Origin of the sequence: Terrabacter sp. GCM10028922 (assembly GCF_042666095.1) — a bacterium.
Classification (GTDB): Bacteria; Actinomycetota; Actinomycetes; order Actinomycetales; family Dermatophilaceae; genus Terrabacter.
The window spans coordinates 64,582-86,748 of sequence record NZ_JBHTFG010000001.1 but is presented as its reverse complement, the minus strand read 5'-3'; the positions used below and the strand labels follow the sequence as shown (position 1 = coordinate 86,748).

The 22,167-nt window shown below is 71.1% G+C and carries 20 protein-coding genes; 3 read left to right on the top strand and 17 right to left on the bottom strand.

All coding sequences use genetic code 11. From position 1 onward, the window contains the following. Window positions 1-52: 52 nt before the first annotated feature. The 7 genes from ACFQU3_RS00385 to ald all read right to left on the bottom strand — a co-directional run bounded on the left by ACFQU3_RS00385 (window position 53) and on the right by ald (window position 7,042). The gene (locus ACFQU3_RS00385) at window positions 53-1,135 is read right to left on the bottom strand and encodes a prephenate dehydrogenase (protein ID WP_385904813.1); all 1,083 of its coding nucleotides are present in this window, start codon (window positions 1,133-1,135) and stop codon (window positions 53-55) included. Window positions 1,136-1,181: 46 nt separating this feature from the next. Further along, entirely contained in the window at window positions 1,182-2,147 is a 966-nt protein-coding gene (locus tag ACFQU3_RS00380; protein ID WP_385904810.1) for a pseudouridine synthase, read from the bottom strand. Beyond that, entirely contained in the window at window positions 2,144-2,800 is a 657-nt protein-coding gene (gene scpB, locus ACFQU3_RS00375) for an SMC-Scp complex subunit ScpB (protein WP_385904807.1), read from the bottom strand. Before scpB ends, ACFQU3_RS00380 begins: the two co-directional genes overlap by 4 nt. Next, a complete protein-coding gene (locus ACFQU3_RS00370) occupies window positions 2,793-3,806 on the bottom strand; it encodes a segregation and condensation protein A (protein ID WP_385905369.1) in 1,014 nt (337 codons plus the stop codon). The genes scpB and ACFQU3_RS00370 overlap by 8 nt, the downstream gene beginning before the upstream one ends. Window positions 3,807-3,904: 98 nt before the next feature. Next, window positions 3,905-4,849 carry a ParA family protein gene (locus ACFQU3_RS00365; RefSeq protein ID WP_385905366.1) on the bottom strand — a complete coding sequence of 315 codons (945 nt, stop codon included), beginning with the start codon at window positions 4,847-4,849 and terminating at the stop codon, window positions 3,905-3,907. Window positions 4,850-4,946: 97 nt separating this feature from the next. Then, entirely contained in the window at window positions 4,947-5,930 is a 984-nt protein-coding gene (locus tag ACFQU3_RS00360; protein ID WP_385905363.1) for a site-specific tyrosine recombinase XerD, read from the bottom strand. Next, entirely contained in the window at window positions 5,927-7,042 is a 1,116-nt protein-coding gene (gene ald, locus ACFQU3_RS00355; RefSeq protein WP_385904804.1) for an alanine dehydrogenase, read from the bottom strand. Before ald ends, ACFQU3_RS00360 begins: the two co-directional genes overlap by 4 nt. A gap of 175 nt (window positions 7,043-7,217) precedes the next feature. Between ald and ACFQU3_RS00350 the strand changes: the two genes are divergently transcribed. Then, window positions 7,218-7,829 (top strand): hypothetical protein, encoded by a 612-nt coding sequence (locus tag ACFQU3_RS00350; protein ID WP_385904801.1) that lies wholly within the window; start codon window positions 7,218-7,220, stop codon window positions 7,827-7,829. 24 nt (window positions 7,830-7,853) lie between these two features. Here ACFQU3_RS00350 and hisS read toward each other — a convergent pair whose 3' ends face one another. Both hisS and ACFQU3_RS00340 read right to left on the bottom strand, forming a co-directional pair. Further along, the gene (gene hisS / locus ACFQU3_RS00345) at window positions 7,854-9,212 is read right to left on the bottom strand and encodes a histidine--tRNA ligase (RefSeq protein WP_385904799.1); all 1,359 of its coding nucleotides are present in this window, start codon (window positions 9,210-9,212) and stop codon (window positions 7,854-7,856) included. After that, complete coding sequence (locus tag ACFQU3_RS00340; protein WP_385904796.1) at window positions 9,209-9,910, bottom strand: MBL fold metallo-hydrolase; 702 nt, start codon at window positions 9,908-9,910, stop codon at window positions 9,209-9,211. Before ACFQU3_RS00340 ends, hisS begins: the two co-directional genes overlap by 4 nt. A gap of 228 nt (window positions 9,911-10,138) precedes the next feature. On the opposite strand from ACFQU3_RS00340, the gene ACFQU3_RS00335 reads away from it, so the two are divergent. Beyond that, entirely contained in the window at window positions 10,139-10,990 is an 852-nt protein-coding gene (locus ACFQU3_RS00335; protein WP_385904793.1) for a peptidylprolyl isomerase, read from the top strand. Continuing rightward, entirely contained in the window at window positions 10,987-12,978 is a 1,992-nt protein-coding gene (locus tag ACFQU3_RS00330; RefSeq protein ID WP_385904790.1) for a DUF349 domain-containing protein, read from the top strand. Before ACFQU3_RS00335 ends, ACFQU3_RS00330 begins: the two co-directional genes overlap by 4 nt. Before the next feature lie 153 nt (window positions 12,979-13,131). On the opposite strand, the gene ACFQU3_RS00325 is transcribed toward ACFQU3_RS00330, so the two are convergent. The 8 genes from ACFQU3_RS00325 to ruvC all read right to left on the bottom strand — a co-directional run bounded on the left by ACFQU3_RS00325 (window position 13,132) and on the right by ruvC (window position 22,115). Next, entirely contained in the window at window positions 13,132-15,432 is a 2,301-nt protein-coding gene (locus ACFQU3_RS00325) for a RelA/SpoT family protein (protein ID WP_385904788.1), read from the bottom strand. Between the two features lie 28 nt (window positions 15,433-15,460). After that, the gene (locus ACFQU3_RS00320) at window positions 15,461-15,985 is read right to left on the bottom strand and encodes an adenine phosphoribosyltransferase (protein ID WP_385904785.1); all 525 of its coding nucleotides are present in this window, start codon (window positions 15,983-15,985) and stop codon (window positions 15,461-15,463) included. A gap of 66 nt (window positions 15,986-16,051) precedes the next feature. Then, on the bottom strand, window positions 16,052-17,203 hold the full coding sequence (gene secF / locus ACFQU3_RS00315) for a protein translocase subunit SecF (protein WP_385904782.1): 1,152 nt from the start codon (window positions 17,201-17,203) through the stop codon (window positions 16,052-16,054). Further along, window positions 17,200-19,110, bottom strand: a complete 1,911-nt coding sequence (gene secD, locus ACFQU3_RS00310) for a protein translocase subunit SecD (protein WP_385904779.1) — start codon at window positions 19,108-19,110, stop codon at window positions 17,200-17,202. The genes secF and secD overlap by 4 nt, the downstream gene beginning before the upstream one ends. A gap of 7 nt (window positions 19,111-19,117) precedes the next feature. Further along, the gene (gene yajC / locus ACFQU3_RS00305) at window positions 19,118-19,480 is read right to left on the bottom strand and encodes a preprotein translocase subunit YajC (RefSeq protein ID WP_385904776.1); all 363 of its coding nucleotides are present in this window, start codon (window positions 19,478-19,480) and stop codon (window positions 19,118-19,120) included. Window positions 19,481-19,732: 252 nt separating this feature from the next. Next, the gene (ruvB, locus tag ACFQU3_RS00300; protein WP_385904773.1) at window positions 19,733-20,869 is read right to left on the bottom strand and encodes a Holliday junction branch migration DNA helicase RuvB; all 1,137 of its coding nucleotides are present in this window, start codon (window positions 20,867-20,869) and stop codon (window positions 19,733-19,735) included. Then, window positions 20,866-21,468: a Holliday junction branch migration protein RuvA gene (gene ruvA, locus ACFQU3_RS00295; protein ID WP_385904770.1), complete on the bottom strand. Its 603-nt coding sequence runs from the start codon at window positions 21,466-21,468 to the stop codon at window positions 20,866-20,868. The genes ruvB and ruvA overlap by 4 nt, the downstream gene beginning before the upstream one ends. Then, window positions 21,465-22,115: a crossover junction endodeoxyribonuclease RuvC gene (ruvC, locus tag ACFQU3_RS00290; protein ID WP_385904767.1), complete on the bottom strand. Its 651-nt coding sequence runs from the start codon at window positions 22,113-22,115 to the stop codon at window positions 21,465-21,467. The genes ruvA and ruvC overlap by 4 nt, the downstream gene beginning before the upstream one ends. Window positions 22,116-22,167 lie beyond the last annotated feature (52 nt).

Genomic DNA, 22,167 nt, shown 5'->3' with positions numbered 1-22,167 from the left:
GAGGATAGTGCCTGACCATGGTGGGCCCACGGCCTCCCCGACGCGCCCCGGGTCAGTCATGAACGCGCCAGCCGAGACGCTCGAGCTCGGTGCGCAGGGGCTCGACGGAGGCCGGCACGACCGAGATCTCGGCGATGCCGACGGCCTGCCCGAGGCCGTGCTCGAGGTGCAGGTCCTCGAGGTTGATGCCGGCGTTGCCGACGTCGGTGAGCAGCCGGGCGAGCGAGCCGGGCTCGTCGGGCACGACGACCGACACGACGTCGTACGCAGCCGGCGCCGAGCCGTGCTTGCCCGGGATCCGCGCGTGGCCGAGGTTGCCGGCCTCGAGGACCCGGCTCAGGGTGCCGAGCGACCCCTCTCCGTCGGCGTCGACCAGACCGTCGAGGGCACCCACGACGTCGTCGACCTGGGCGCGGACCTGCCGCAGGACGTCGCGCACGGCCGGTGCGTTGCCCGCGAGGATCTGGGTCCAGAGACGCGGGTCGCTGGCCGCGATGCGGGTGACGTCGCGCAGGCCCTGGCCCGCGAGGCCGACAGCCGACTCCGGAAGCTCGCGCAGGCAGGCCGCGATGATGCTCGCGACGAGCTGCGGCACGTGTGAGACGGCCGCGACGGCCTCGTCGTGCTCGTGGGCGGGCATGACGCGCACGGCGGCCCCGACCTCGGTCGCGAGCTCGCGGACCCGGCGTACGGCGGCGGCGGTGGACGCCTCGTGCGGCACGACCACCCAGGCACGACCGTCGAAGAGGTCCGCGCGGGCTGCGGCCGCCCCCGAGCGCTCGCGTCCGGCCATGGGGTGCGAGCCGACGTAGCGGCTGGCGTCGGCCCCCGAGTCGAGGACGACGCGCAGCACGGACTCCTTGACGGACGCCACGTCGGTGACGACGGCTTCGGGCCAGCGGCTCAGAGCGTGCACGACGACGTCGGCGGCGACGTCCGGCGGCGCCGCGACGACGACGACGTCAGGCGCGCCGGCCGCCTCGTCGGCGATGTCACCAGCGCGCAGGTCACGCGCGAGCAGCACCGCCGTCGGGGACGGGTCTTCGATGGTCACCCGAAAACCCTTGTCGGACAGAGCGATTCCGAGGCTCGTGCCGATCAGGCCTGCTCCGACGATGCGGACGTGCGTGGTCACCTCGCCAGCGTAGCGAGGGCGTCACGGCACGGACGGGACGTCCGGATCACAGACCTGCTGCCTTGTAGAGGGCCCCGATCTCCGCCTTGTTGAGCCGGCGCATACGGCCGGACTTGAGGTCGGCGAGCCGGATCGGCCCGACCTCGGTGCGGACGAGCTCGAGGACGGGGTGCCCGACCGCCTCGAGCATGCGGCGCACGACATGCTTGCGGCCCTCGTGGAGCACCACCTCGACCATGGCCCTGCCGGGCTGGTGGTCGACGATGCGGAAGGAGTCGACGCTGACGGGACCGTCCTCGAGCTCGACGCCGTCACGCAGGCGTTTGCCGACGTCACGCTGCACCGGCCCGCGGATCGTCGCGACGTACGTCTTGAGGACGCCGTATGCCGGGTGCTGGAGCCGGTGCGCGAGATCCCCGTCGTTGGTGAGCAGGAGCAGGCCCTCGGTGTCGGCGTCCAGGCGCCCGACGTGGAAGAGGCGCTCCTCGCGGTTGCCGACGTAGTCGGCCAGGGAGATCCGGCCCAGCTCGTCGTGCATCGTCGTGACGACGCCCTTGGGCTTGTTGAAGGCGAGGTAGACACGCTCCTCGTCGAGGTTGACGCGGACGCCGTCGACGTGGACGACCTGGGTGCGCGCGTTGATCCGGACGCCCAGCTCGGTGACGACCTGGCCGTCGACCTCGACGCGGCCCTGCTCGATGAGGTTCTCGCAGACGCGGCGCGACCCGACGCCGCCCGCGGCCATGAGCTTCTGGAGGCGCACCCCCTCGGGGTCGTGCACGTCGATCTGCGGCACCGCCTTGCGGTCGGGCAGCCTCGTCGGCTGGCTGGGCCGGGTCGTGCCGGCGAAGCTGGGGCCCGCGGACTTGCCGCCCTTACCGACCCGTCCAGCACCCGTGCCGGCCTTGGGCCCGCGAGGGGCGGCGCCGGAACGGCCCGTGCCGCCTGGACCGCCCGACGCACCCGTGCCCTTCCTGCGGGGCTGACGGGGGGACCTGGAGTACTCGCTCATGCGTGTCCTTCCTCGATGAGCTCGTCGATGACGTCGGCGTCCGGTAGGTACGGCGCCAGCGCCGGGAGGTCGTCGAGCGAGGAGAGCCCCATCCGCTGGAGGAAGTAGGGCGTCGTGCGGTAGAGCACTGCGCCACTCTCCCCCACGTCCTCGACCTCCTCGATGAGGCCTCGTGACACGAGCGTACGCACCACGCCGTCGACGTTCACACCGCGGACGGCACTGACCCGGGCGCGCGAGACCGGCTGCCGGTAGGCGATGACGGCCAGCGTCTCGAGCGAGGCCTGGGTGAGCTTGGCCTGCTGACCGTCGAGGACGAACTTCTCCACGACCGGCGCGAAGTCGGCGCGGCTGTAGACGCGCCACCCGCCGGCGACGCTGCGCAGGGTGAACCCGCGCTGCGCGGCGGCATACTCCTCCTCGAGGCCGTCCAGATGGCTGCGCACGTCCTCCACGGGCAGCTCGAGGGCGGATGCGAGGGCGACCTCCGTGACCGGCTCGTCGACGACCATCAGCACCGCCTCCAGAGCTGAGCGGGCTCCACCCGGGAAGTCGTTGATGTCGAAGGCGATCTGCTCGTCGGCACCCTCGCGCTCGTCGAGCACCTCTGGCTCGACGGTCGCGTCGGGCCCCTGCGCCGACTGGTCACTCATCATCTGCTCCTGTCACTGGGGCGGCCTCGCCGCCCGTATCGTGCCGTGCTGCGTCATCGTGCGCCGGCTCGTGCGCCGGCTCGTGCGCCGGCTCGTCGTTCGGTTCGTCGTTCGGTTCGTCGTTCGCGCCGCTGTCGGTGGCGTCCGGTTCCTCGTCGAACTCGTCGTCGATCGCGATGTCGCCCGCCTCGGTGCCGGTCCAGCGGATGTCGAGCTCGCCGAGGGCCTCGGCCTGCTCGAAGGCGATGGCCGCCTCCTTGAAGAGCTCGAGCAGGGCGAGGAATCGGGCGACGATCACGAGGGTGCTGTCGGCGTCGGCCACGAGGCTGCGGAACGAGACCTGGCCGCGGCTGCGCAGCCGCCTGACGATGATCGCGGCCTGCTCCCGCACGCTCACCTGCGGCGCGTGGAGGTGGTCGAGACCGACGGTCGGCGGGATCTTCGGCGTCATGGCCCGCGCCGCGATCATCGCGAACTGCTCCGGGGTCACGGCGATGACGAGCTCCGGGAGCAGGGTCGCGAACTCCGGCTCGAGACCGGCCTGCCGCGGCGTGATGCGACCTGCCGTCGCCATCCGCTCGCGGAACGTGGCCGCGATCTGCTTGTACGCGCGGTACTGCAGCAGCCGCGCGAAGAGCAGGTCGCGCGCCTCGATGAGGGCGAGGTCCTCGTCGTCCTGCGGGCCCGACTGCGGCAGCAGGCGCGAGGCCTTGAGGTCGAGCAGCGTGGCGGCGATGAGCAGGAACTCCGACGCCTGGCCGAGGTCCCAGTCGCTGTCGATGGCCTGGGCCGCCTTGATGTGCGCGACGAACTCGTCGGTGACCTTCGCGAGGGCCACCTCGGTGATGTCGAGCTTGTGCTTGCTGATGAGGCCGAGGAGCAGGTCGAAAGGACCGGAGAAGACGTCGAGGTGCACCTCGAACGGCGTCGCCGCACGCCGCGTGATGATGCCTCCCGGCGTCAGCTCGGGCGGCGGGGCCACGGCGTCCGAGCCGTCCGCGCTCATCGAACCCACCGCTGGGTCCGAGGAGCCCATGGCAGCGTCGTCGACGTCGACCGCGCTCCGGTCGACGGTGTCCTGCTCGGCCATCAGCGCACTGCGGATCAGGCTGCGCCGCCGCGCGCGACGAGCTCGCGGGCGAGCTGACGGTAGGCGTTGGCACCGGAGTGCTCGGACGAGTAGGACGTGATGGGCTCGGCCGCGAGGGTGGCGTCGGGGAACTTGACCGTGCGGCTGATGACGGTGTGGAAGACCTGGTCGCCGAAGTGGTCGACGACCGAGCGCACGACCTCGCGGCTGTGCAGGGTGCGGCTGTCGTACATCGTGGCGAGGATGCCGTCGACCTGCAGGCGCGGGTTGAGCCGGTCGGTGATCTTGTCGATCGTGTCGATGAGCAGGGCCACGCCGCGCATCGCGAAGAACTCGCACTCGAGCGGGATGATGACGCCGTGCGACGCGGTCAGCGCGTTGACGGTGAGCAGGCCGAGCGAGGGCTGGCAGTCGATGAGGATGACGTCGTACTCGTCGAGGACGGGCCGCAGCACGCGCGAGAGGATCTGCTCGCGGGCGACCTCGCCGACGAGCTGGACCTCCGCCGCCGACAGGTCGATGTTGGCCGGCACAAGGTCGAGGTTGGGGGTGCGCGTCTGCTGGATGACCTCGTGGATCTCGTGGCCGCGCTCGATGAGGAGGTTGTAGATCGTCGTGTCGAGCTCCTGGGCATTGACCCCGAGACCCACGGACAGTGCGCCCTGCGGGTCGAAGTCGATCACGAGGACCTTGCGGCCGAGCTCTGCCAACGCCGCACCGAGGTTGATGGTGGTCGTCGTCTTGCCGACGCCGCCCTTCTGGTTGCACATGGCGATGACGCGGGCGGGGCCGTGGCTCTGCAGCGGCGCCGGATGCGGGAAGTCGGGCAGTGGGCGGCCGGTCGGTCCGAGCCCAGCGGTGCCGGCGGACTCGGTGCCGGGCAGGTGCGCGACCCGAAGGGCGTCACGGGAGGCGTCGTGGCGGGCCGGCGCGAGGTCCTCGGACGGCTCCGACTGCATGGTCTCGTGTGACTCCTCGTTCACCGGGTGTTCCACTCCGCTCGGCCTTGCCCCTGAGATGCTGCGGTCAGCCTCTCGCTGATCACGTGTGACCTTATCAGCGGGCACGTGGGTGGGCGCCCGCATAGACCTCTCGGAGGCGGTGCACCGAGACCATCGTGTAGATCTGCGTCGTCGTCACCGAGGCGTGTCCCAGCAGCTCCTGGACGACTCGGACGTCGGCGCCGCCGTCGAGCAGGTGGGTCGCGAACGAGTGCCGCAGCGTGTGGGGCGAGACGTGCTGGAGGTCGGCGCGCGCCGCCGCGCGCTGGATGATCCCCCAGGCGGACTGCCGCGACAACCGGGCTCCGCGCTGGTTGAGGAACAGCGCCGGCCCCCCTTTCCCGTGCGTGGCGAGGGCCGGACGGCCCCTCACGAGGTATGCCGCGGCGGCCTCCACGGCGTAGCGGCCGACCGGGACGACGCGTTCCTTGCCGCCCTTGCCGCGCAGTCGCACCGAGCCGACGCCCCCGCGGCCCCCGGTCGCGCCGGCTCGGCCGTCGGCGCCGTCCGTGTCGAGGTCGTCGACGTCGAGACCGACGGCCTCGCTGATGCGGGCGCCCACGCCGTAGAGGATCTCGAGGAGTGCACGGTCACGCAGCGCCTCGGGCGTGTCGCCCACCGACGAGGCCGCGAGAAGGCGCTCCACGGCCTCGACAGGGATGGCCTTCGGCAGGCGTGCGGGCGGCTTCGGCGGGGCGACGTTGGCGGCCGGGTCGGTCATCACCTCACCCTCGAGGGCGAGGAAGCGGTGGAAGCCCCGGACCGCGACGAGCGTCCGGGCCGCGGAGGAGGCCGCGAGGCCCCGCTCTCGCAGCGACGCGAGGAAGTCGGTGACGTCGACCTCCCTGACGCCACCGGCGTCGGCGATGCCACGGGCGGCGAGGAATGCCGAGTAGCCACGCAGGTCGCGTGCGTAGGACTTCAAGGTGTTGTCCGAGGCGCCCTTCTCGACCCGGACGTGGTCGAGCCACCCGCGGACGTCCCGCTCGAGACGTGAGAGACGCGCCGCAGGTGGCTCGGTGGTGACGTGCTGGGTCAGGACAGGGCCTCCTCGACAGTGACGGAGGACATGCCGTGCGCCTCGGCGACGCCGGCGTAGGTGACGTGCCCGTCGTGGGTGTTGAGGCCGAGGCCGAGGGCGCGGTCGGCGCGCAGCGCGTCGCGCCACCCCAGGTTGGCCAGCTTCACGGCATACGGCAGCGTGGAGTTGGTCAGGGCGTACGTCGAGGTGTTGGGCACCGCGCCGGGCATGTTGGCCACGCAGTAGAACACCGAGTCGTGCACGCGGTAGGTCGGGTCGGCGTGTGTCGTGGGGTGGCTGTCCTCGAAGCAGCCGCCCTGGTCGATGGCGATGTCGACGAGCACGGAACCCGGCTTCATCGCGGAGACCAGCTCGTTCGAGATCAGCTTGGGAGCCGCGGCACCCGGGATGAGCACGGCCCCGATGACCATGTCGGCCTCCAGCACCTGCTGCTGGATGGTCAGCTTGGACGACGCCAGGCCGTGCACCTGGTTGTCGTAGCGCCAGAAGGACATCCGCAGCTTGTCGAGGTCGGTGTCGAGCAGCGTGACGTCGGCCCCCATGCCGAGCGCGATGTTGGCGGCGTTCTGGCCCGAGACGCCGGCGCCGAGGATGACGACCTTGGCGTTGGCCACGCCACCGACGCCGCCCATCAGGACGCCGCGGCCGCCCTGGGCGCGCATGAGCGCGTGGGCGCCGACCTGCGGCGCGAGACAGCCGGCCACCTCCGACATGGGGTAGAGCAGCGGCAGGCCCCCGGAGGGCAGCTGCACCGTCTCGTACGCGATGCCGGTGACCTTCCGAGCCACGAGCTCCTCGGTGAGCGGCTTGTCGGCCGCCAGGTGCAGGTAGGTGAAGAGGGTCAGGCCCTCGCGCATCCGGTGGTACTCCTCGGCCACGGGCTCCTTGACCTTGAGCACCATGTCGGCCTCGCCCCAGACGTCGTCGGCGGAACCGATGATGCGTGCCCCGGCGGCGACGAAGTCCTCGTCGCTGATCTGCGAGCCGACGCCGGCGTCCTTCTCGACGAGGACGTCGTGGCCGTGCTCGGTGAGCTCGTGGACCCCGGAAGGGGTGATGGCCACGCGGTACTCGTGGTTCTTGACCTCGCGAGGGATGCCGACCTTCATGCGCTAGCACTTCCTTGTCCGAGTTGCGCCGACGGGGGTGGCGGCCGGTCGACTGTGACCGGCGAGCCCACTCTAGCCACGCACTGACACACCTCTTGACAGGTAGGTGATGTCTGCGTCGGCCGGGCGCGGCGGCCGTGTCCTAGGTTGGGCTCCACCCCGATGGAGAGGCGCCATGAAGCTCTATGCAGACAGCCCAGGCCGCCGCACCCGGCAGCTCCTGTCAGACGTCCTCGTGCTCCTGTGGACCGGCTTCTGGGCGTATGCCGGGCGCCAGGTCCACGACGTCGTCGAAGGGCTGCGCGCACCGGCCGACTCGATCACCTCGGCGGGGCGGTCGGTGGGCGACGCCCTCACCGGGGCGGGCGAACAGGCCGGACGGATCCCGCTCGTCGGCGAACAGCTGCGGGACTGGCTCACGCAGGCCGCCGGGTCCGGCACGACCCTGCAACAGGCAGGCACGTCGATGGCCGAGACGGTCGACCAGCTGGCCCTGGGGCTCGGTCTCGCGACCGTCCTCGTCCCTGTCGTGCCCGTGCTGGTCGTGTGGCTGTACGTGCGAGTTCGGTTCGTGCGCAACGCCACTCGGTCGCAACGCTTCATCGACGCCGGGGAGGACCTTGACCTGTTCGCGCTGCGGGCCATGGCCACGCAGCCCATGCGTGCGCTGGCGCGGGTCTCCGACGACCCGGCCGGAGCGTGGCGACGTCAGGACCGCGAGGTGATCCGTCGTCTTGCCCTGCTCGAACTGCGCCACCAGGGACTCCGCCCTCCGCGCGATCGCTGAACCGGCCGTACCGGCCCGCGCCGCTCAGCCGTCGACGCGCGTGACGAGCGGGGTGAGGTCCTCGCTCGGCGGCATCCACGTGTCCGCCGAGGCGGGGAGCTGCTCACCGGAGCGGATGTCCTTGACCTCGTCGCCCGACTCGCCCGCCCCGGGGAACCAGACGTACGGGATGCCCCGGCGCTCGGCGTACCGGATCTGCTTGCCGAACCGCGCGGCCGACGGCGCGACCTCGCAGGCGATGCCCCGTCGGCGCAACGCGGTCGCGATACCGACGGCGCCCTCACGGGACTCGTCGTCCTTGAGGGCCACGAGCACCGCTGCCGGCGTCGAGCGCGAGGCCGTGACGAGGCCACGACCGACGAGCAGCCCGAGGATGCGGGTGACGCCGATCGAGATGCCGACACCCGGGTAGGTCGTCTTGCCGTCGCTCGCGAGCGCGTCGTAGCGGCCCCCCGAGCAGAAGGACCCCCACGACTCGTGACCGACGAACTGCGTCTCGTAGACCGTGCCGGTGTAGTAGTCGAGGCCGCGCGCGATGCGCAGATCGGCGACGAGCTTTCCTGGGGCGTGCGCCATGCCCGTGCGGATGACGTGGGCGAGGGACTCGAGGCCCTCGTCGAGGAGGGGGTGCTCGACCCCGAGGGCGCGCACCTGCTCGACGAAGCCGAGGTCGGTGGAGCGGATCGCGGCGAGCGCCAGGCACTGGTCCGCCTGGTCGTCGGTCGCGCCCGCCTCCAGCAGGAGGGCCTTCACCTTCTCCGGCCCGATCTTGTCGAGCTTGTCGACGATGCGCAGGGTCCCGATGACGTCGGTGAGGCCGATGCCCTGGTAGAAGCCGTTGGGGATCTTGCGGTTGTTGACCTGGATGACGAACTCGCCCACCGGGAAGCGGCTGAAGACGTCGGCGATGACGAGCGGCATCTCCGCCTCGAAGTGCGACGACAGCTCGCCCACGTCGACGACGTCGATGTCGGCCTGCGTGAACTCGCGGTAGCGCCCCTCCTGGGGCCGCTCGCCGCGCCAGGCCTTCTGGATCTGGTAGCGCCGGAACGGGAACGCCAGCTTGCCGGCGTTCTCGAGGACGTAGCGCGCAAAGGGCACCGTCATGTCGAAGTGCAGGCCCCACCGGGCGTCGTCCTCGCCCCCGCCACCGAGGCGCGAGACCGCGTAGATCTCCTTGTCGGTGTCCTCCCCCTGTGAGCTGAGCCGGTCGATCGGCTCGATGGAGCGTGTCTCGATCGAGGAGAAGCCGTGCAGCTCGAACGTCTCCCGGATGACGTCGAGGAAGCGCTGCTCGACGATGCGCTCGGACGGGAGGTACTCGGGGAACCCGCTGATCGGGGTGACCTTGGCCGTGGCCTTCGATGCGGAACGCGTGCTCACGCGGGCAAGTCTCTCAGGTAGGGGTTGGTGGCGCGCTCATGGGCCATGGTGGTCGCCTGGTAGTGCCCGGGAAGCACGAGGGTGGTGTCGGGCAGCGGCAGCACGACGTCGCGCAGGCTGCGCTGCATCGCGGCGTGGTCTCCGCCGGGCAGGTCGGTGCGGCCGATGGAGCCGGCGAACAGCACGTCGCCGGTGACCATGGTCCGGTCGACGTCGACCTGGTCGCGGATGCCGTCGGGCACGCGGTCGATCCCGAACATCACCGAGCCCTCCGTGTGGCCGGGTGCGTGGAGGACGTCGAGATCCATCCCGGCGAGCGTGAGGCGTGTCGCGTCGCCGATCTCCACGACGTTGGTCGGCTCGGCCCACGTGGCGGCCGTGCCGAACTGCTGCTCCAACATCGCGATGAGGCCGGGGTTGCTGCGACCGAGCAGGTCGTGCAGCCGGTAGCGGTCGTCCTTGTGGATGTACGCGGCCGTGTCGGAACCGCAGACCGGCGTCACGGAGTACACGTGGTCGACGTGACCGTGCGTCAGCAGCACCGCGGCCGGCCGCAGGCGGTGGGCCGCCAGCACCTCCCGCAACGTCTCCTCGACCCCGATCCCGGGGTCGACCACGACGCACTCCTCCCCCGCCTGGGGCGCGAGGACGTAGCAGTTCGTGTCGAACGCCTTGGCCGGGAACGCGATGGTCAGCACGCCGGGAGCCTAGCGAGGTCACCCGGCCGGCCATCCGGCATACCGTGCCTCAGGTGGGTGCGCCCCACCCGGCGTATGCGGTCCCGGCCCTTCGTGACCGCAAATCCGCGCGTCCAGGGGGAGATGTCACGCAGTCGTGACCGGTCCCGCTGCGAACGCACGGCAGTCGTTCCATAAAATGACCGAACGCCCGGGGACAACCCACGTGGCCCGTACGAGGAGAGGTTCGTGACCAAAGAGCAGGAACGCGCACGTGCGCGCCGCCGCCACGAGGAACAGCAGAAGACCGCCAAGCCGCCGGTGAGCGACGCCACGCGCGACAAGCAGGTCTTCGGTGTGATCCTCGCGTTCATCCTCATCGTCGCAGCCGTCATCGCCGTGCCCAAGCTCCTCGGCAGCTCCGACGGTCCCCAGCCGGCCGCCGGGGGATCCACCACCCCGGCGACCTCCACCTCCCCGACGAGCTCCGGTGGCCTCGCCGAGGGCCAGAAGCTCGCCGCGGGCTGCACCGCTCCCCCAGCGCTCCAAGCCACCCCGAAGAAGCAGACGAAGGTGCCGGCCAAGGCCACCGCCGCCGGCAAGACGTTCGTCGCGACCGTGAAGACGAGCTGCGGTGTCATCACGCTCGAGCTGGACGGCGCGAAGGCGCCGCAGACGGTCGCCTCGTTCGTCAACCTCGCCAAGACCGGCTACTGGGCGCCGAGCCCCTGCCACCGGGTCACGACGCAGGGCATCTACGTCCTCCAGTGCGGCGACCCGACCGGCACCGGCCAGGGCGGCCCCGGGTACACCTTCGGCATCGAGAACGCCCCCAAGAACGGCACCTACGGCAGGGGCGTGCTCGCGATGGCGCGCACCCAGGACCCCAACAGCAACGGTGGGCAGTTCTTCATCACCTACAAGGAAACCCGCTTGCCGACCGAGGGTGGTGGCTACACGATCTTCGGGAAGGTGACCAAGGGCCTCGACATCGTCGAGAAGATCGCCGCCAACAAGGCCCTGGCCCCGAGCCCGACGGACGGCACCCCCGTGTCCCCGATCAGCATCCTCAGCGTCAGCGTGACGGAGAAGAAGGCATGACCGACATCAACCAGCCCGAGCCTGACCAGACGACGGACGCGCACGACGCGCCGGAGCCCCTGACGGGGGCGACGACGGAGGCGACGTCGGTCGGGACGGAGTCGACGGACCCGCTCGAGTCGGTCGCCGTCACGCCGGCCGCCGAGGGCGCCGCCAGCGCCGAGACGGTCGACACTGCTGAGTCGATCGAGTCCGTGGCAGCGACGGAGTCCGGCGACACCGCCAACGCCTCCGAGGAGGTCCCCGGCGCACCGGACGACACGCCGCCGGCCGAGCAGCCCTCTCCCGGCGAGGAATCCGCTCCCGTCGAGCCCGCAGCCGCGCAGAGCGCGGTCGTCGAGCCGGCCGACGCCCAGCCGGCCCCCGTGGTCCCTCCGGAGTCCGCCGAGCCCGCCATCACCGAGCCGGTCACCGAGCCGGTCACCGAGCCGGTCACCGAGCCGGTCACCGAGCCGGTCACCGAGCCGGGCACCGAGCCGGTCACCGAGCCGGTCACCGAGCCCGTCACCGAGCCAGCCGACATCGAGACGGCGGACGCCATCGCCTCGGTCGAGGCCACCGAGGCCACGGAGGCGGCCGGCTCGACCGAGCAGCCCTCGGCTGACGCGGCTCCCGTGGCTCCCACCCCTGCGAGCATCCCCAAGCCGTCGGTCATCCCGACCCCGGCGGCCCTCGCCAAGGCCGTGCCGCACCCGGTGACGCCGGCCGCACCCGCGCCGATCACGACCGACCACTCCGCGTCCGCGGCATTCGGCCGGGTCGACGAGAACGGCACGGTCTTCGTTCGCACCAGGGAGGGCGAGCGCGAGGTCGGGTCGTACCCCGGTGCCACCGACGAGGAGGCGCTGACGTACTTCGCCAGGAAGTACGACGAGCTCTACGCCTCAGCCGTGCTCCTCGAGCAGCGGCTCGAGCAGCCGGAGGTCCCGTCGAAGGACGTCGCGGAGGGCCTCAAGACCCTCCAGGCCCAGGTGAAGGACGCGACCGTCGTCGGCGACCTCGACGCCCTCGCGGTGAAGCTCGACGAGATCCAGTCCGGGCTCGCCGCGAAGCGCACCGTCGAACAGCAGCACCGGGCCGAGGCCCGGGCCGCCGCCACCGCCGAGCGCGAGCGGATCGTGTCCGAGGCCGAGTCCATCGCCGGGCAGCCCGAGAGCCGCATCCAGTGGAAGAGCAGCGGTGCCCGTATGCGCGAGCTGCTCGACGAGTGGAAGGCGCACCAGCGCTCCGCGACGCGCCTCGACCGTGAGACCGAGTCGGCCCTCTGGCAGCGCTTCAGCGCCGCACGCAACGGCTTCGACAAGGCCCGGCGCAGCCACTTCGCCGGCCTGGACGCGGCGCACGCCGATGCCAAGTCGGCGAAGGAGCGGCTCGTCGCCGAGGCCGAGAAGCTCGCGACGAGCACCGACTGGGCAGCCACCGCGGGGGCCTTCAAGCGCCTCATGGACGACTGGCGTCGCGCCGGTCGTGCGAGCCGCACCGACGACGACAAGCTGTGGGCGCGCTTCAAGGCGGCCCAGGACAGCTTCTTCGCGGCCAAGGACGAGGTCGTCGCCGCCGAGGAGGAGCAGTTCCGTGGCAACCTCGCGGTGAAGGAGGCGCTCCTCGTCGAGGCCGAGGCGATCCTGCCCGTGACCGACCTCGAGAAGGCCAAGGCCCAGCTGCGCCTCATCCAGGACAAGTGGGACGCCGCCGGCAAGGTCCCCCGAGCCGACATGGACCGCGTCGAGAAGGCCATGCGCCGGATCGAGCAGACCGTGCGCGACGCCGAGGACAAGAAGTGGAAGTCGACCAACCCGGAGGTCGCGGCGCGCGCCCGCGCCATGGTCGACCAGCTCGAGCGAGCGGTCGCCGACCTCGAGGACGACCTGGCGAAGGCCGAGGCGTCCGGCAACGCGAACAAGGTCAAGAAGGCGCGTGAGGCCCTCGAGGCCCGTCAGGTGTGGCTCGACCAGGCCCGCGCCGGCGTCGCCGAGTTCGGCGGCTGACCACCCCTCGCCGTCGAGAGGGCAGAACGTGTGGCCTCACCGCTGTCGAGAGGTCAGTTTGCGCGGGTTTCGCCCCGCGGAAACTGGCCTCTCGACGGTGACGGGACCGCGGAAGCTGGCCTCTCGACGGTGGGTTTGCGGCCTTGGGGGGCGTCAGGTGCGCATCACGGCGTCGGTCGACTTGCTGCCGCTGACGCGGTAGACGTCGAAGACGCCGTCGATGCGGCGCACCGCCTTGATGACGTGGTCGAGGTGCGCCGGGTCGCCCATCTCGAAGGTGAACCTCGAGATCGCGACGCGGTCGCGCGACGTCTGGACCGACGCCGAGAGGATGTTGACGTGCTGGTCGGACAGCACCCGGGTCACGTCGCTGAGCAGTCGGTTGCGGTCGAGCGCCTCGACCTGGAGCTGGACGAGGAAGACGCTGGCCGAGCTCGGTGCCCACTCGACGTCGATGAGCCGCTCCGGGTTGGCCGTCAGCTGGTCGGCGTTGGTGCAGTCGACCCGGTGCACCGAGACGCCGTTGCCGCGGGTGACGAAGCCGATGATCGGGTCACCCGGCACCGGCGTGCAGCACTTGGCGAGCTTGACCCAGACGTCGGCGGTTCCCACGACGACGACACCCGGGTCGCCCGACCGGCGGCGCGTCGCGGCTCGGGTCGGCACCGTGGCCTCGGCGAGGTCCTCGGTGGCTCCGTCCACACCGCCCATCGAGGTGACGACCTTGCTGACGACGTGCTGGGCGGAGACGTGCCCCTCGCCGACGGCGGCATACAGCGCCTCGATGTCCTGGTAGCGCAGGTCGGTCGCCACGGCCGTCATCGACTCGTGGCTCATCAGGCGCTGGAGCGGGAGGTTCTGCTTGCGCAGGGCCTTGGCGATGGAGTCCTTGCCCGCCTCGATGGCCTCCTCGCGACGCTCCTTGCTGAACCACTGCTTGATCTTGTTGCGGGCGCGAGGGCTCTTGACGAACTGCAGCCAGTCGCGGGACGGCCCGGCCCCGTCGGCCTTGGACGTGAGCACCTCGACGACGTCGCCGTTCTCGAGCGTCGACTCGAGCGGCACGAGCCGGCCGTTGACACGAGCACCGATGCAGTGGTGGCCGACCTCGGTGTGGACGGCGTACGCGAAGTCGACGGGTGTGCCGCCCACCGGCAGCGCCACGACCGAGCCCTTCGGGGTGAAGACGTAGACCTCGCTGCTGCCCATCTCGAAGCGCAGCGAGTCGAGGAACTCGCCGGGGTCCTCGGTCTCCCGCTGCCAGTCGAGCAGCTGGCGCAGCCAGGCCATGTCGTTCTGCGGCGTGATCTCCCCGGGTCGCGCGGGCCCACCGCCGGTCGCCTGGTCCTTGTACTTCCAGTGCGCCGCGACACCGTACTCGGCACGGCGGTGCATCGTGTGCGTGCGGATCTGGATCTCGACCGGCTTGCCCTGCGGACCGATGACCGTCGTGTGCAGCGACTGGTACATGTTGAACTTCGGCATCGCGATGTAGTCCTTGAACCGGCCCGGGACCGGGTTCCACCGCGAGTGCAGGGCGCCCAGCGCCGCGTAGCAGTCGCGCACCGTGTCGACGAGGACGCGCACCGCCACGAGGTCGTAGATCTCCTCGAAGTCACGGCCCCGCACGATCATCTTCTGGTACACGGAGTAGTAGTGCTTCGGCCGGCCCGTCACGGCGGCCTTGATCTTGGCGGCCGTGAGGTCCTCGGTGACCTGGCTGCGCACGCCGGCGAGGTACTCCTCGCGTGCGGGAGCGCGCTCCGCGACGAGGCGCACGATCTCGTCGTACACCTTCGGGTAGAGGGTCGCGAAGGAGAGGTCCTCGAGCTCCCACTTGATGGTGTTCATGCCGAGGCGGTGCGCGAGCGGCGCGTAGATCTCGAGGGTCTCGTTGGCCTTGCGCTTGGCCGACTCGGGGCTGACGTAGCGCCACGTGCGGGCGTTGTGCAGCCGGTCGGCGAGCTTGATGACGAGCACGCGGATGTCGCGCGCCATGGCGATGACCATCTTGCGCACCGTCTCGGCCTGAGCGGCCTCGCCGTACGTCACCTTGTCGAGCTTCGTCACGCCGTCGACGAGCATCGCGATCTCGTCGCCGAAGTCACGTCGCAGCTCGTCGAGGCCGTATGCCGTGTCCTCGACGGTGTCGTGCAGCAGCGCCGCCGCGAGCGTCGGCGGCGTCATGCCGAGCTCGGCGAGGATCGTCGTCACGGCGAGCGGGTGCGTGATGTACGCGTCGCCGCTCTTGCGCATCTGCCCCTCGTGGGCGCGCTCCGCGACGGCATACGCCCGCTCGATGACCGACAGGTCCGCCTTGGGGTGGTTCTGGCGGACGGCCGTCATGAGGGGTTCGAGGACCGGGTTGCCCGCAGGCCGGGTGGCCCCGAAGCGCGCGAAGCGGGCGCGCACCCGCGAGGGGGTGGACAGCTCGCTGCGGACGTCCTCGCTCATGCAGAGAGTCTAGGCGGTCTGCCGGGGATCAGACCGTGAGGATGGCGTTGACCGGCCGGTCTGCAAGGCGCGTGCGGCCGTCGAGGAAGGCCAGCTCGAGGACGACCTCGATGGCGGTGACCTGCGCGCCGGCCTTCTCGACGAGCAGGGCCGCCGCCTCGGCCGTTCCGCCCGTTGCGAGGACGTCGTCGATGACGAGGACGCGCTGGCCGGGGGTGAAGGCGTCGGTGTGCACCTCGATCTCGGCGGTGCCGTACTCGAGGGCGTACGACTCCTTGAGCGTCGCACCCGGCAGCTTGCCGGCCTTGCGGACCGGCACCATGCCCAGCTCCAGCTCGTAGGCGACCGCGGCGCCGAGGATGAAACCCCGCGCCTCGATGCCCACGACGACGTCGACCTGGCCGGCATACCGCTGGGCGATGTCGCGGACGAGCGCACCGAACGACGGTCCGTCGGCGAACAGGGGCGTGAAGTCCTTGAAGAGGATGCCCGGCTTCGGGAAGTCGGGGATGTCGCGCAGCTTGCTCGCCACGAGGTCACTGATCTGGCTCACGCCGTCTCCTGCAGGGTGTCGAACGAGCGGTGCGCGGTCGTGCGGCCCGCGGCTGCGGGCCGCACGTCAGCGGCGGGACTTGGGCGCCCGCCTGGGCTGGTTGCGCGGTCCGGCCTGGGCGTACTTGTGGACCGGACGCGGCGCCCCGTCGACCGCCGGGGGCGACGACGCGGACGCGGCGCCGGTCGCGTCGGCCCCGACCGCCGCAGGCTCGGCGGCGTCGTCGACCGGCTGCGTGCCGGTCCGCGCACCGTGCCGGGCGACGTACTTGTCGAGCTGGCGCACCGCCGGCTCGTTGCGACGCAGGTCGGCGAGCAGCGGGGTCGCGATGAAGATCGACGAGTAGGCACCGACCGCGATGCCGATGAAAAGGGCGAGCGACAGGTCGAGCAGCGTGCCCGGCCCGAGCAGGGTGAAGCCGACGAACAGCACGGCCGCGATCGGCAGCAGGGCCACGACGGTCGTGTTGATCGAGCGGACGAGCGTCTGGTTGACGGCGAGGTTGGCGGCCGCGGAGTACGTCGTCCGCTTGGTGCGGAACGCCTCTGCGGTGTTCTCGCGCACCTTGTCGAAGACGACGACCGTGTCGTAGAGCGAGTAGCCGAGGATCGTGAGGAACCCGATCATCGACGAGGGCGTGATCTCGAAACCGAAGAGGGCGTAGATGCCGACCGTGATGACGAGGTCGTGGAGGAGCGCCACCAGACCGGCAACGGCCATCTTCCACGTGCGGAAGTAGAGCGCCATCACGATCGTCACGAGGATGAGGAAGACGATGAGACCTCGGATCGCCTGCTGGCTCACCGACTGCCCCCAGCTCGGTCCGATCAGCGAGGCGCTGACCGCGCCCGGCTTCACGCCGAACTCGCGCGCCAGGGCCGTGACGGCCTCGTCGGTGCGCTCCGAGGCGGCCTCCGACTGCACCCGGACGGTGTCGCGCCCGACGATCGACGAGACGACGTTGCCGCCGATGCCCGCGTCGGCGATCGCGGACTGCGCCTTCTCCTCGTACGCCTGGCTGCTCGTGACGCCCTGGACGCGGAACTCGGAGCCACCGCTGAACTCGATGCCGAAGTTGAGACTCCTGACGAAGATGCCGACGAGGGCGAGCGCGAGGAGCACGGCCGACAGGGCGTACCAGGTCTTCTGGCGCTTGATGAACTCGATCGAGCGCTTGCCGGTGTAGAGGTCGTTTCCGACCTGGGAGAAGCTGATCATGCCTGGGCCTTCCCCTCGGCGACGCGGGCCGAGCCCACGGTGGCGGGCGGGCGTTGGGCGCCGGGTGCCCCGAACTGGCCACGGCCGCGGTAGCGCAGCGACTCCTTGGCGCCGAGGCGCTGCGGGTCGAGGCCGGACCACTTGTGACCGCCGCCGAAGAACTTCGTGCGCGCGAGCAGCTGCACCGTCGGGTGCGTGAAGAGCACCACGACGAGCAGGTCGATGAGCGTCGTCAGGCCGAGCGTGAACGCGAAGCCGCGGACGTTGCTCGACGCGAGGAAGTAGAGCACGCCGGCCGCCATGAAGTTCACGGCGTCGGCAGCGATGATCGTGCGACGCGCGCGCTTCCATCCGGTCTCGACGGCCGCGATGAGCGGACGCCCGTCACGGACCTCGTCGCGGATGCGCTCGAAGTAGACGATGAAGCTGTCGGCCGTGACGCCGATGGCGACGATGAGGCCGGTGACACCGGCCATCGTCAGGCGGAACCCGTGAGTCGTGCCGAGCACCGTCACGGCGAGGTAGGTGACCGCCGAGGCCACGACGAGCGAGACGACGGTGACCAGGCCGAGGGCGCGGTACTGGAAGAGCGAGTAGACGACGACGAGCAGCAGGCCGATGAAGCCGGCGAGCAGGCCGATGCGCAGCTGCTCCTCACCGAGCTGGGGCGTGATGTTGTCCTGCGTCTGGAGCGCGAAGGAGATCGGCAGGGCACCGAACTTGAGCTGTTCGGCGAGCTGCTTGGCCGAGTCGATGGTGAACGAGCCGGTGATCGAGGCCCGGCCGTCGGTGATGACCGCGCGGGCCTGCGGCGCGGTGATGACCGTCTTGTCGAGGACGACGGCGAACTGGTCGAAGGGCGGCTCGGACTGCAGGCCGTAGAGGCGCTTGGTGACGGCCGCGAACTTCGCCTTGCCGGTGTCCTTGAAGGACAGCGCAACCTCGACGATCGAGGTGGGCTGACCGTTGGGGCCCGGCTGGTAGCCGCTCGTGGCGTCCGCGATCTCGCTGCCGTCGATCTCGCTCGGGCCGAGGACGTACTTCGTGACGCGGTCCTCACCGCACGTGGCGATGGGCAGCTTGGGGTCGTCGACGATCTTGTCGACCGAGCCCGGCGTCGCGCAGTTGAGCGCGGTGTACTGCTTGGCCACCGTGTCGGCGGCCTTGTCGGCCTTCGCCTTCTCCCAGCCGAGGCCGACGAGGCCCTTGCTGGCCTGGGCCTTGACGGCGGACTGCATCTGGGCAGGGGTCGGCGCCGGCTGGGTCTCGGTCGGCGCCGGGGTCGTGGCGCTCGGGGCCGGCGTCGTCGCCGTGCCGGTGGCGGTCGCCGGGGTCGTGGCCGCACGCAGCGCGTCGGGCACGATGCCGTTCGCGGCCGTGGCGCTCGTCGACGGTGTGGCCGCACCGGTGCCGGTGGCGCTGGGCGTGCCGGTCGCGGGCGTCGTGGCCGTGCCCGACGGGGTCGGCGTGCCGCTCGGCGTCCCGCTCGGGTTGGCTTGCGGGGCATTCGTGTCGAGGGCCTGAACGTAGACGGCGCGGAAGCGCAGCTGTGAGGGCTTGCGGATCGCGTCGAGCTGCTCCGCCGTCGCGGCTCCCGGGATCGAGATGACGATGTTCCGGCCGCCCTGGGTGGCGATCTCAGCCTCGGACACGCCGTTGGCGTCGATGCGCTGGCGGATGATGTCGACGGCGCGGTTGACCTGGCCCTCGTTGATCGTCTCGGACCCGTTGAGCACCGGCTGGAGCACGAGCTCCGTGCCGCCCTCGAGGTCGAGGCCGAGGCGCGGGGTCAGCGACCCGTCGCCCCACTTCGCGAGTCCGCCGGCGAGGGCGCTGAGTCCGAGGATGACGACGATGAGCGCCAGGAGGCTGCGTCTCGCCGACTTCTTGGTGGAGCTGCGTGCCACGAAACCCTCACTGACCGTTCTGTGGCGTGCCCGGCGTCGTGCCGGGGGCGTCATCGGTGGACGCATCCGTGGATGCATCGGTGGACGTCGTGGTGCTCGTGGCTGCGGTGTCGGTCTGCTTCATCGCGACCGCGCGACGGTCGAAGCGGATCGTCGTGCCCTCGGCTACCTCGAGCCAGGCGCTGCTGTCGTCGAGGTGCTTGATGGTGCCGTAGATGCCGGACGAGGTGACGACCAGGTCGCCCACGTTGAGTGACGAGCTGAACTCGCGCATCTGCCTCATCCGCTTGTTCTGTGTGAAGAACAGCCAACCCAGCAGCAGGAGGGGCAGGGCGAAAATCAGCAACGAGAAGGTCCCGTTGGTGTTCATGTCAGCTCAGTCCTTCGTGTCTTCGTCCGGTCGTCACGTGCGCACGCCACGACCCGTCGATCTGGGGTCGGATGTCGCGTCAACGACCGGGGGCACCGGATGGTGCCGCGGCAGCGGCTATGGTGCCCGCAGGAGTCTACGTGCGCCGGTGCAGTTTGTCAGAACGGATCGCAGGCCCGCGACGCGCCGTCGTGTCACGTTTTGGCCGCACTTGGACGGCTGCGTGGCCGCTCGTCGCAGGCGGTCAGCCGGTCAGCCGTCGAACCGGCCGCCACCGGCTTCGTCGAGGGGAAGGGTCGCCGACCACAGCGACTGGGCGTCAACCGGGGGCGTGAGCCCGAGGTGCTTCCAGGCGAGCGAGGAGGCGGCACGCCCACGGGGCGTGCGCACCATGAACCCCTCCCGGACGAGGTAGGGCTCGGCGACCGTCTCGACGGTGTCGGGCTCCTCCCCCACGGAGACAGCCAGGGTGGAGAGCCCCACCGGGCCCCCGTTGAACCGACGGCACAGCGCGTCGAGGACGGCCCGGTCGAGCCTGTCAAGGCCGCGCTCGTCGACGTCGAAGAGGGCGAGGGCCTGCCGGGCGGCCGTGTGGGTGACGCGCTGGTCGCCGTGCACCTGCGCCCAGTCGCGGACCCGGCGCAGCAGGCGGTTGGCGATGCGCGGTGTGCCGCGCGAGCGGAGCGAGATCTCCCGGATGCCGTCGTCGTCGGCCTCGAGGCCGAGGAGCCGGGCCGAGCGGTGCAGGATCGTGACGAGGTCGGACGCGTCGTAGTAGTCGAGGTGACCGGTGAAGCCGAACCGGTCGCGCAGCGGCGCCGGCAGCAGGCCGGCCCGCGTGGTCGCGCCCACCACGGTGAAGGGCGGCAGCTCGAGCGGGATCGCCGTCGCGCCCGGACCCTTGCCGATGATGACGTCGACACGGAAGTCCTCCATGGCGAGGTAGAGCATCTCCTCGGCCGAGCGCGACATCCGGTGGATCTCGTCGAGGAAGAGGACCTCTCCCTCGGCCAGCGAGGAGAGCACCGACGCGAGGTCGCCGGCATGCTGGATGGCGGGTCCGGACGTGATGCGGATCGGCTGCTCGAGCTCACTCGCGACGATCATCGCCAGGGTCGTCTTGCCGAGTCCGGGTGGCCCGGAGAGCAGGACGTGGTCAGGTGGGGAGCCGCGGCGCCTGGCCGCCTTGAGCACGAGCCCCAGCTGGTCGCGCACGCGCGTCTGGCCCGGGAAGTCGTCGAGCCGCTTGGGCCGCAGGGCGGCTTCGACCTGACGTTCCTCGGTGTCGCTGCCCGTGTCGACGATGCGCGCCGTGGCGTCGAACGAGCCGTCGTCCCACACCTCGGGGGCGCCGGCCTCGTCGACCTCCCAGGGCCGCTCGACGCTCATCGGCCGAGCTCCTGGAGGGCCGAGCGCAGCAGTGCGGAGACTCCCGCGCCGTCGGCTGCAAGGGGCGCGATCCGGTCGAGCGCGTCGTCGGACTGCCGCACCGTCCAGCCGAGCCCCACGAGCGCCTCGCGGACCTGCTCGCGCCACTCGTCGCCCGTGTCGAGGCGCACCGGCGCGGACGTGCCCGCCGAGCCGGGCAGCGCGCCGAGCTTGTCCCTCAGCTCGAGAACCATCCGCTCGGCGCCCTTCTTGCCGATGCCGGGCACCTTCGTCAGCGCGACGATGTCGCCCGTGCCGAGGGCGACGCGCACCGCGTCGGGCGAGTGGACGGCGAGCACGGCGAGGGCGAGCCGCGGGCCGACACCGGACACCGTCTGCACCGTCTCGAAGACGTGCTTCTCGTCGTCGGTGGCGAAGCCGTAGAGGGTGAGGGAGTCCTCGCGCACGACGAGGCTCGTGGCGAGCTCGGTGGGCTGCCCGGTGCGCACCGACGCAGCCGTGGCGGGCGTCGTGTGGACGAGCATGCCGACTCCGCCGACGCCGACGACGACGGAGTCGAGGCCGACCTTGAGGACGGTGCCGGAGAGCGAGGCGATCATCGGGGCTGGGCTCCAGGGTTGCTTCGGGTGGGTCGGGCGGTGCGGACCGGGGTGGCACCGGACGCCGTGCGTCGGGGCGCGGCGGCGCTGGGCGGGACGCGCCGGGGTATGCCGCTGCCCCGGCTCCCGGTGCGCGCGAGCTGCTCGAGGCGCGCCTGCTCGAGCCGGCTCTGGGTGCCTCCGCGCCAGACGTGGCAGATCGCGAGGGCGAGGGCGTCGGCGGCGTCGGCCGGCCGAGGCGGCGTGTCGAGCCCGAGGAGCCGAGTGACCATCGTCGTGACCTGGGCCTTGTCGGCGCGCCCGCTGCCGCTCACCGCCGCCTTGACCTCGGTGGGCGTGTGCAGGGCCACGGGAAGTCCGCGCCGCTCGGCGAGCATCATGACGATTCCGGTCACCTGAGCGGTGCCCATGACGGTCGACATGTTGGTGTCGGCGAAGACGCGTTCGACGGCCACCGTCTCGGGGCGGTGGCGCTCGAACCAGGTGCGCATCTCGTCCTCGATGGCGACGAGCCGTTTCGGCGTCGGGTCGCCCGACGGCGTGCGGATGACGCCGACCTCGACGAGCGAGAGCCGTCGACCGGGGAGGCCGTCGACGACACCCACGCCGCAACGGGTCAGGCCGGGGTCGACCGCGAGGACGCGCACGGCATACCTCCTGGGTCGTGGCCGGCGGGGCGATACGAACAGGTGTTCGGGA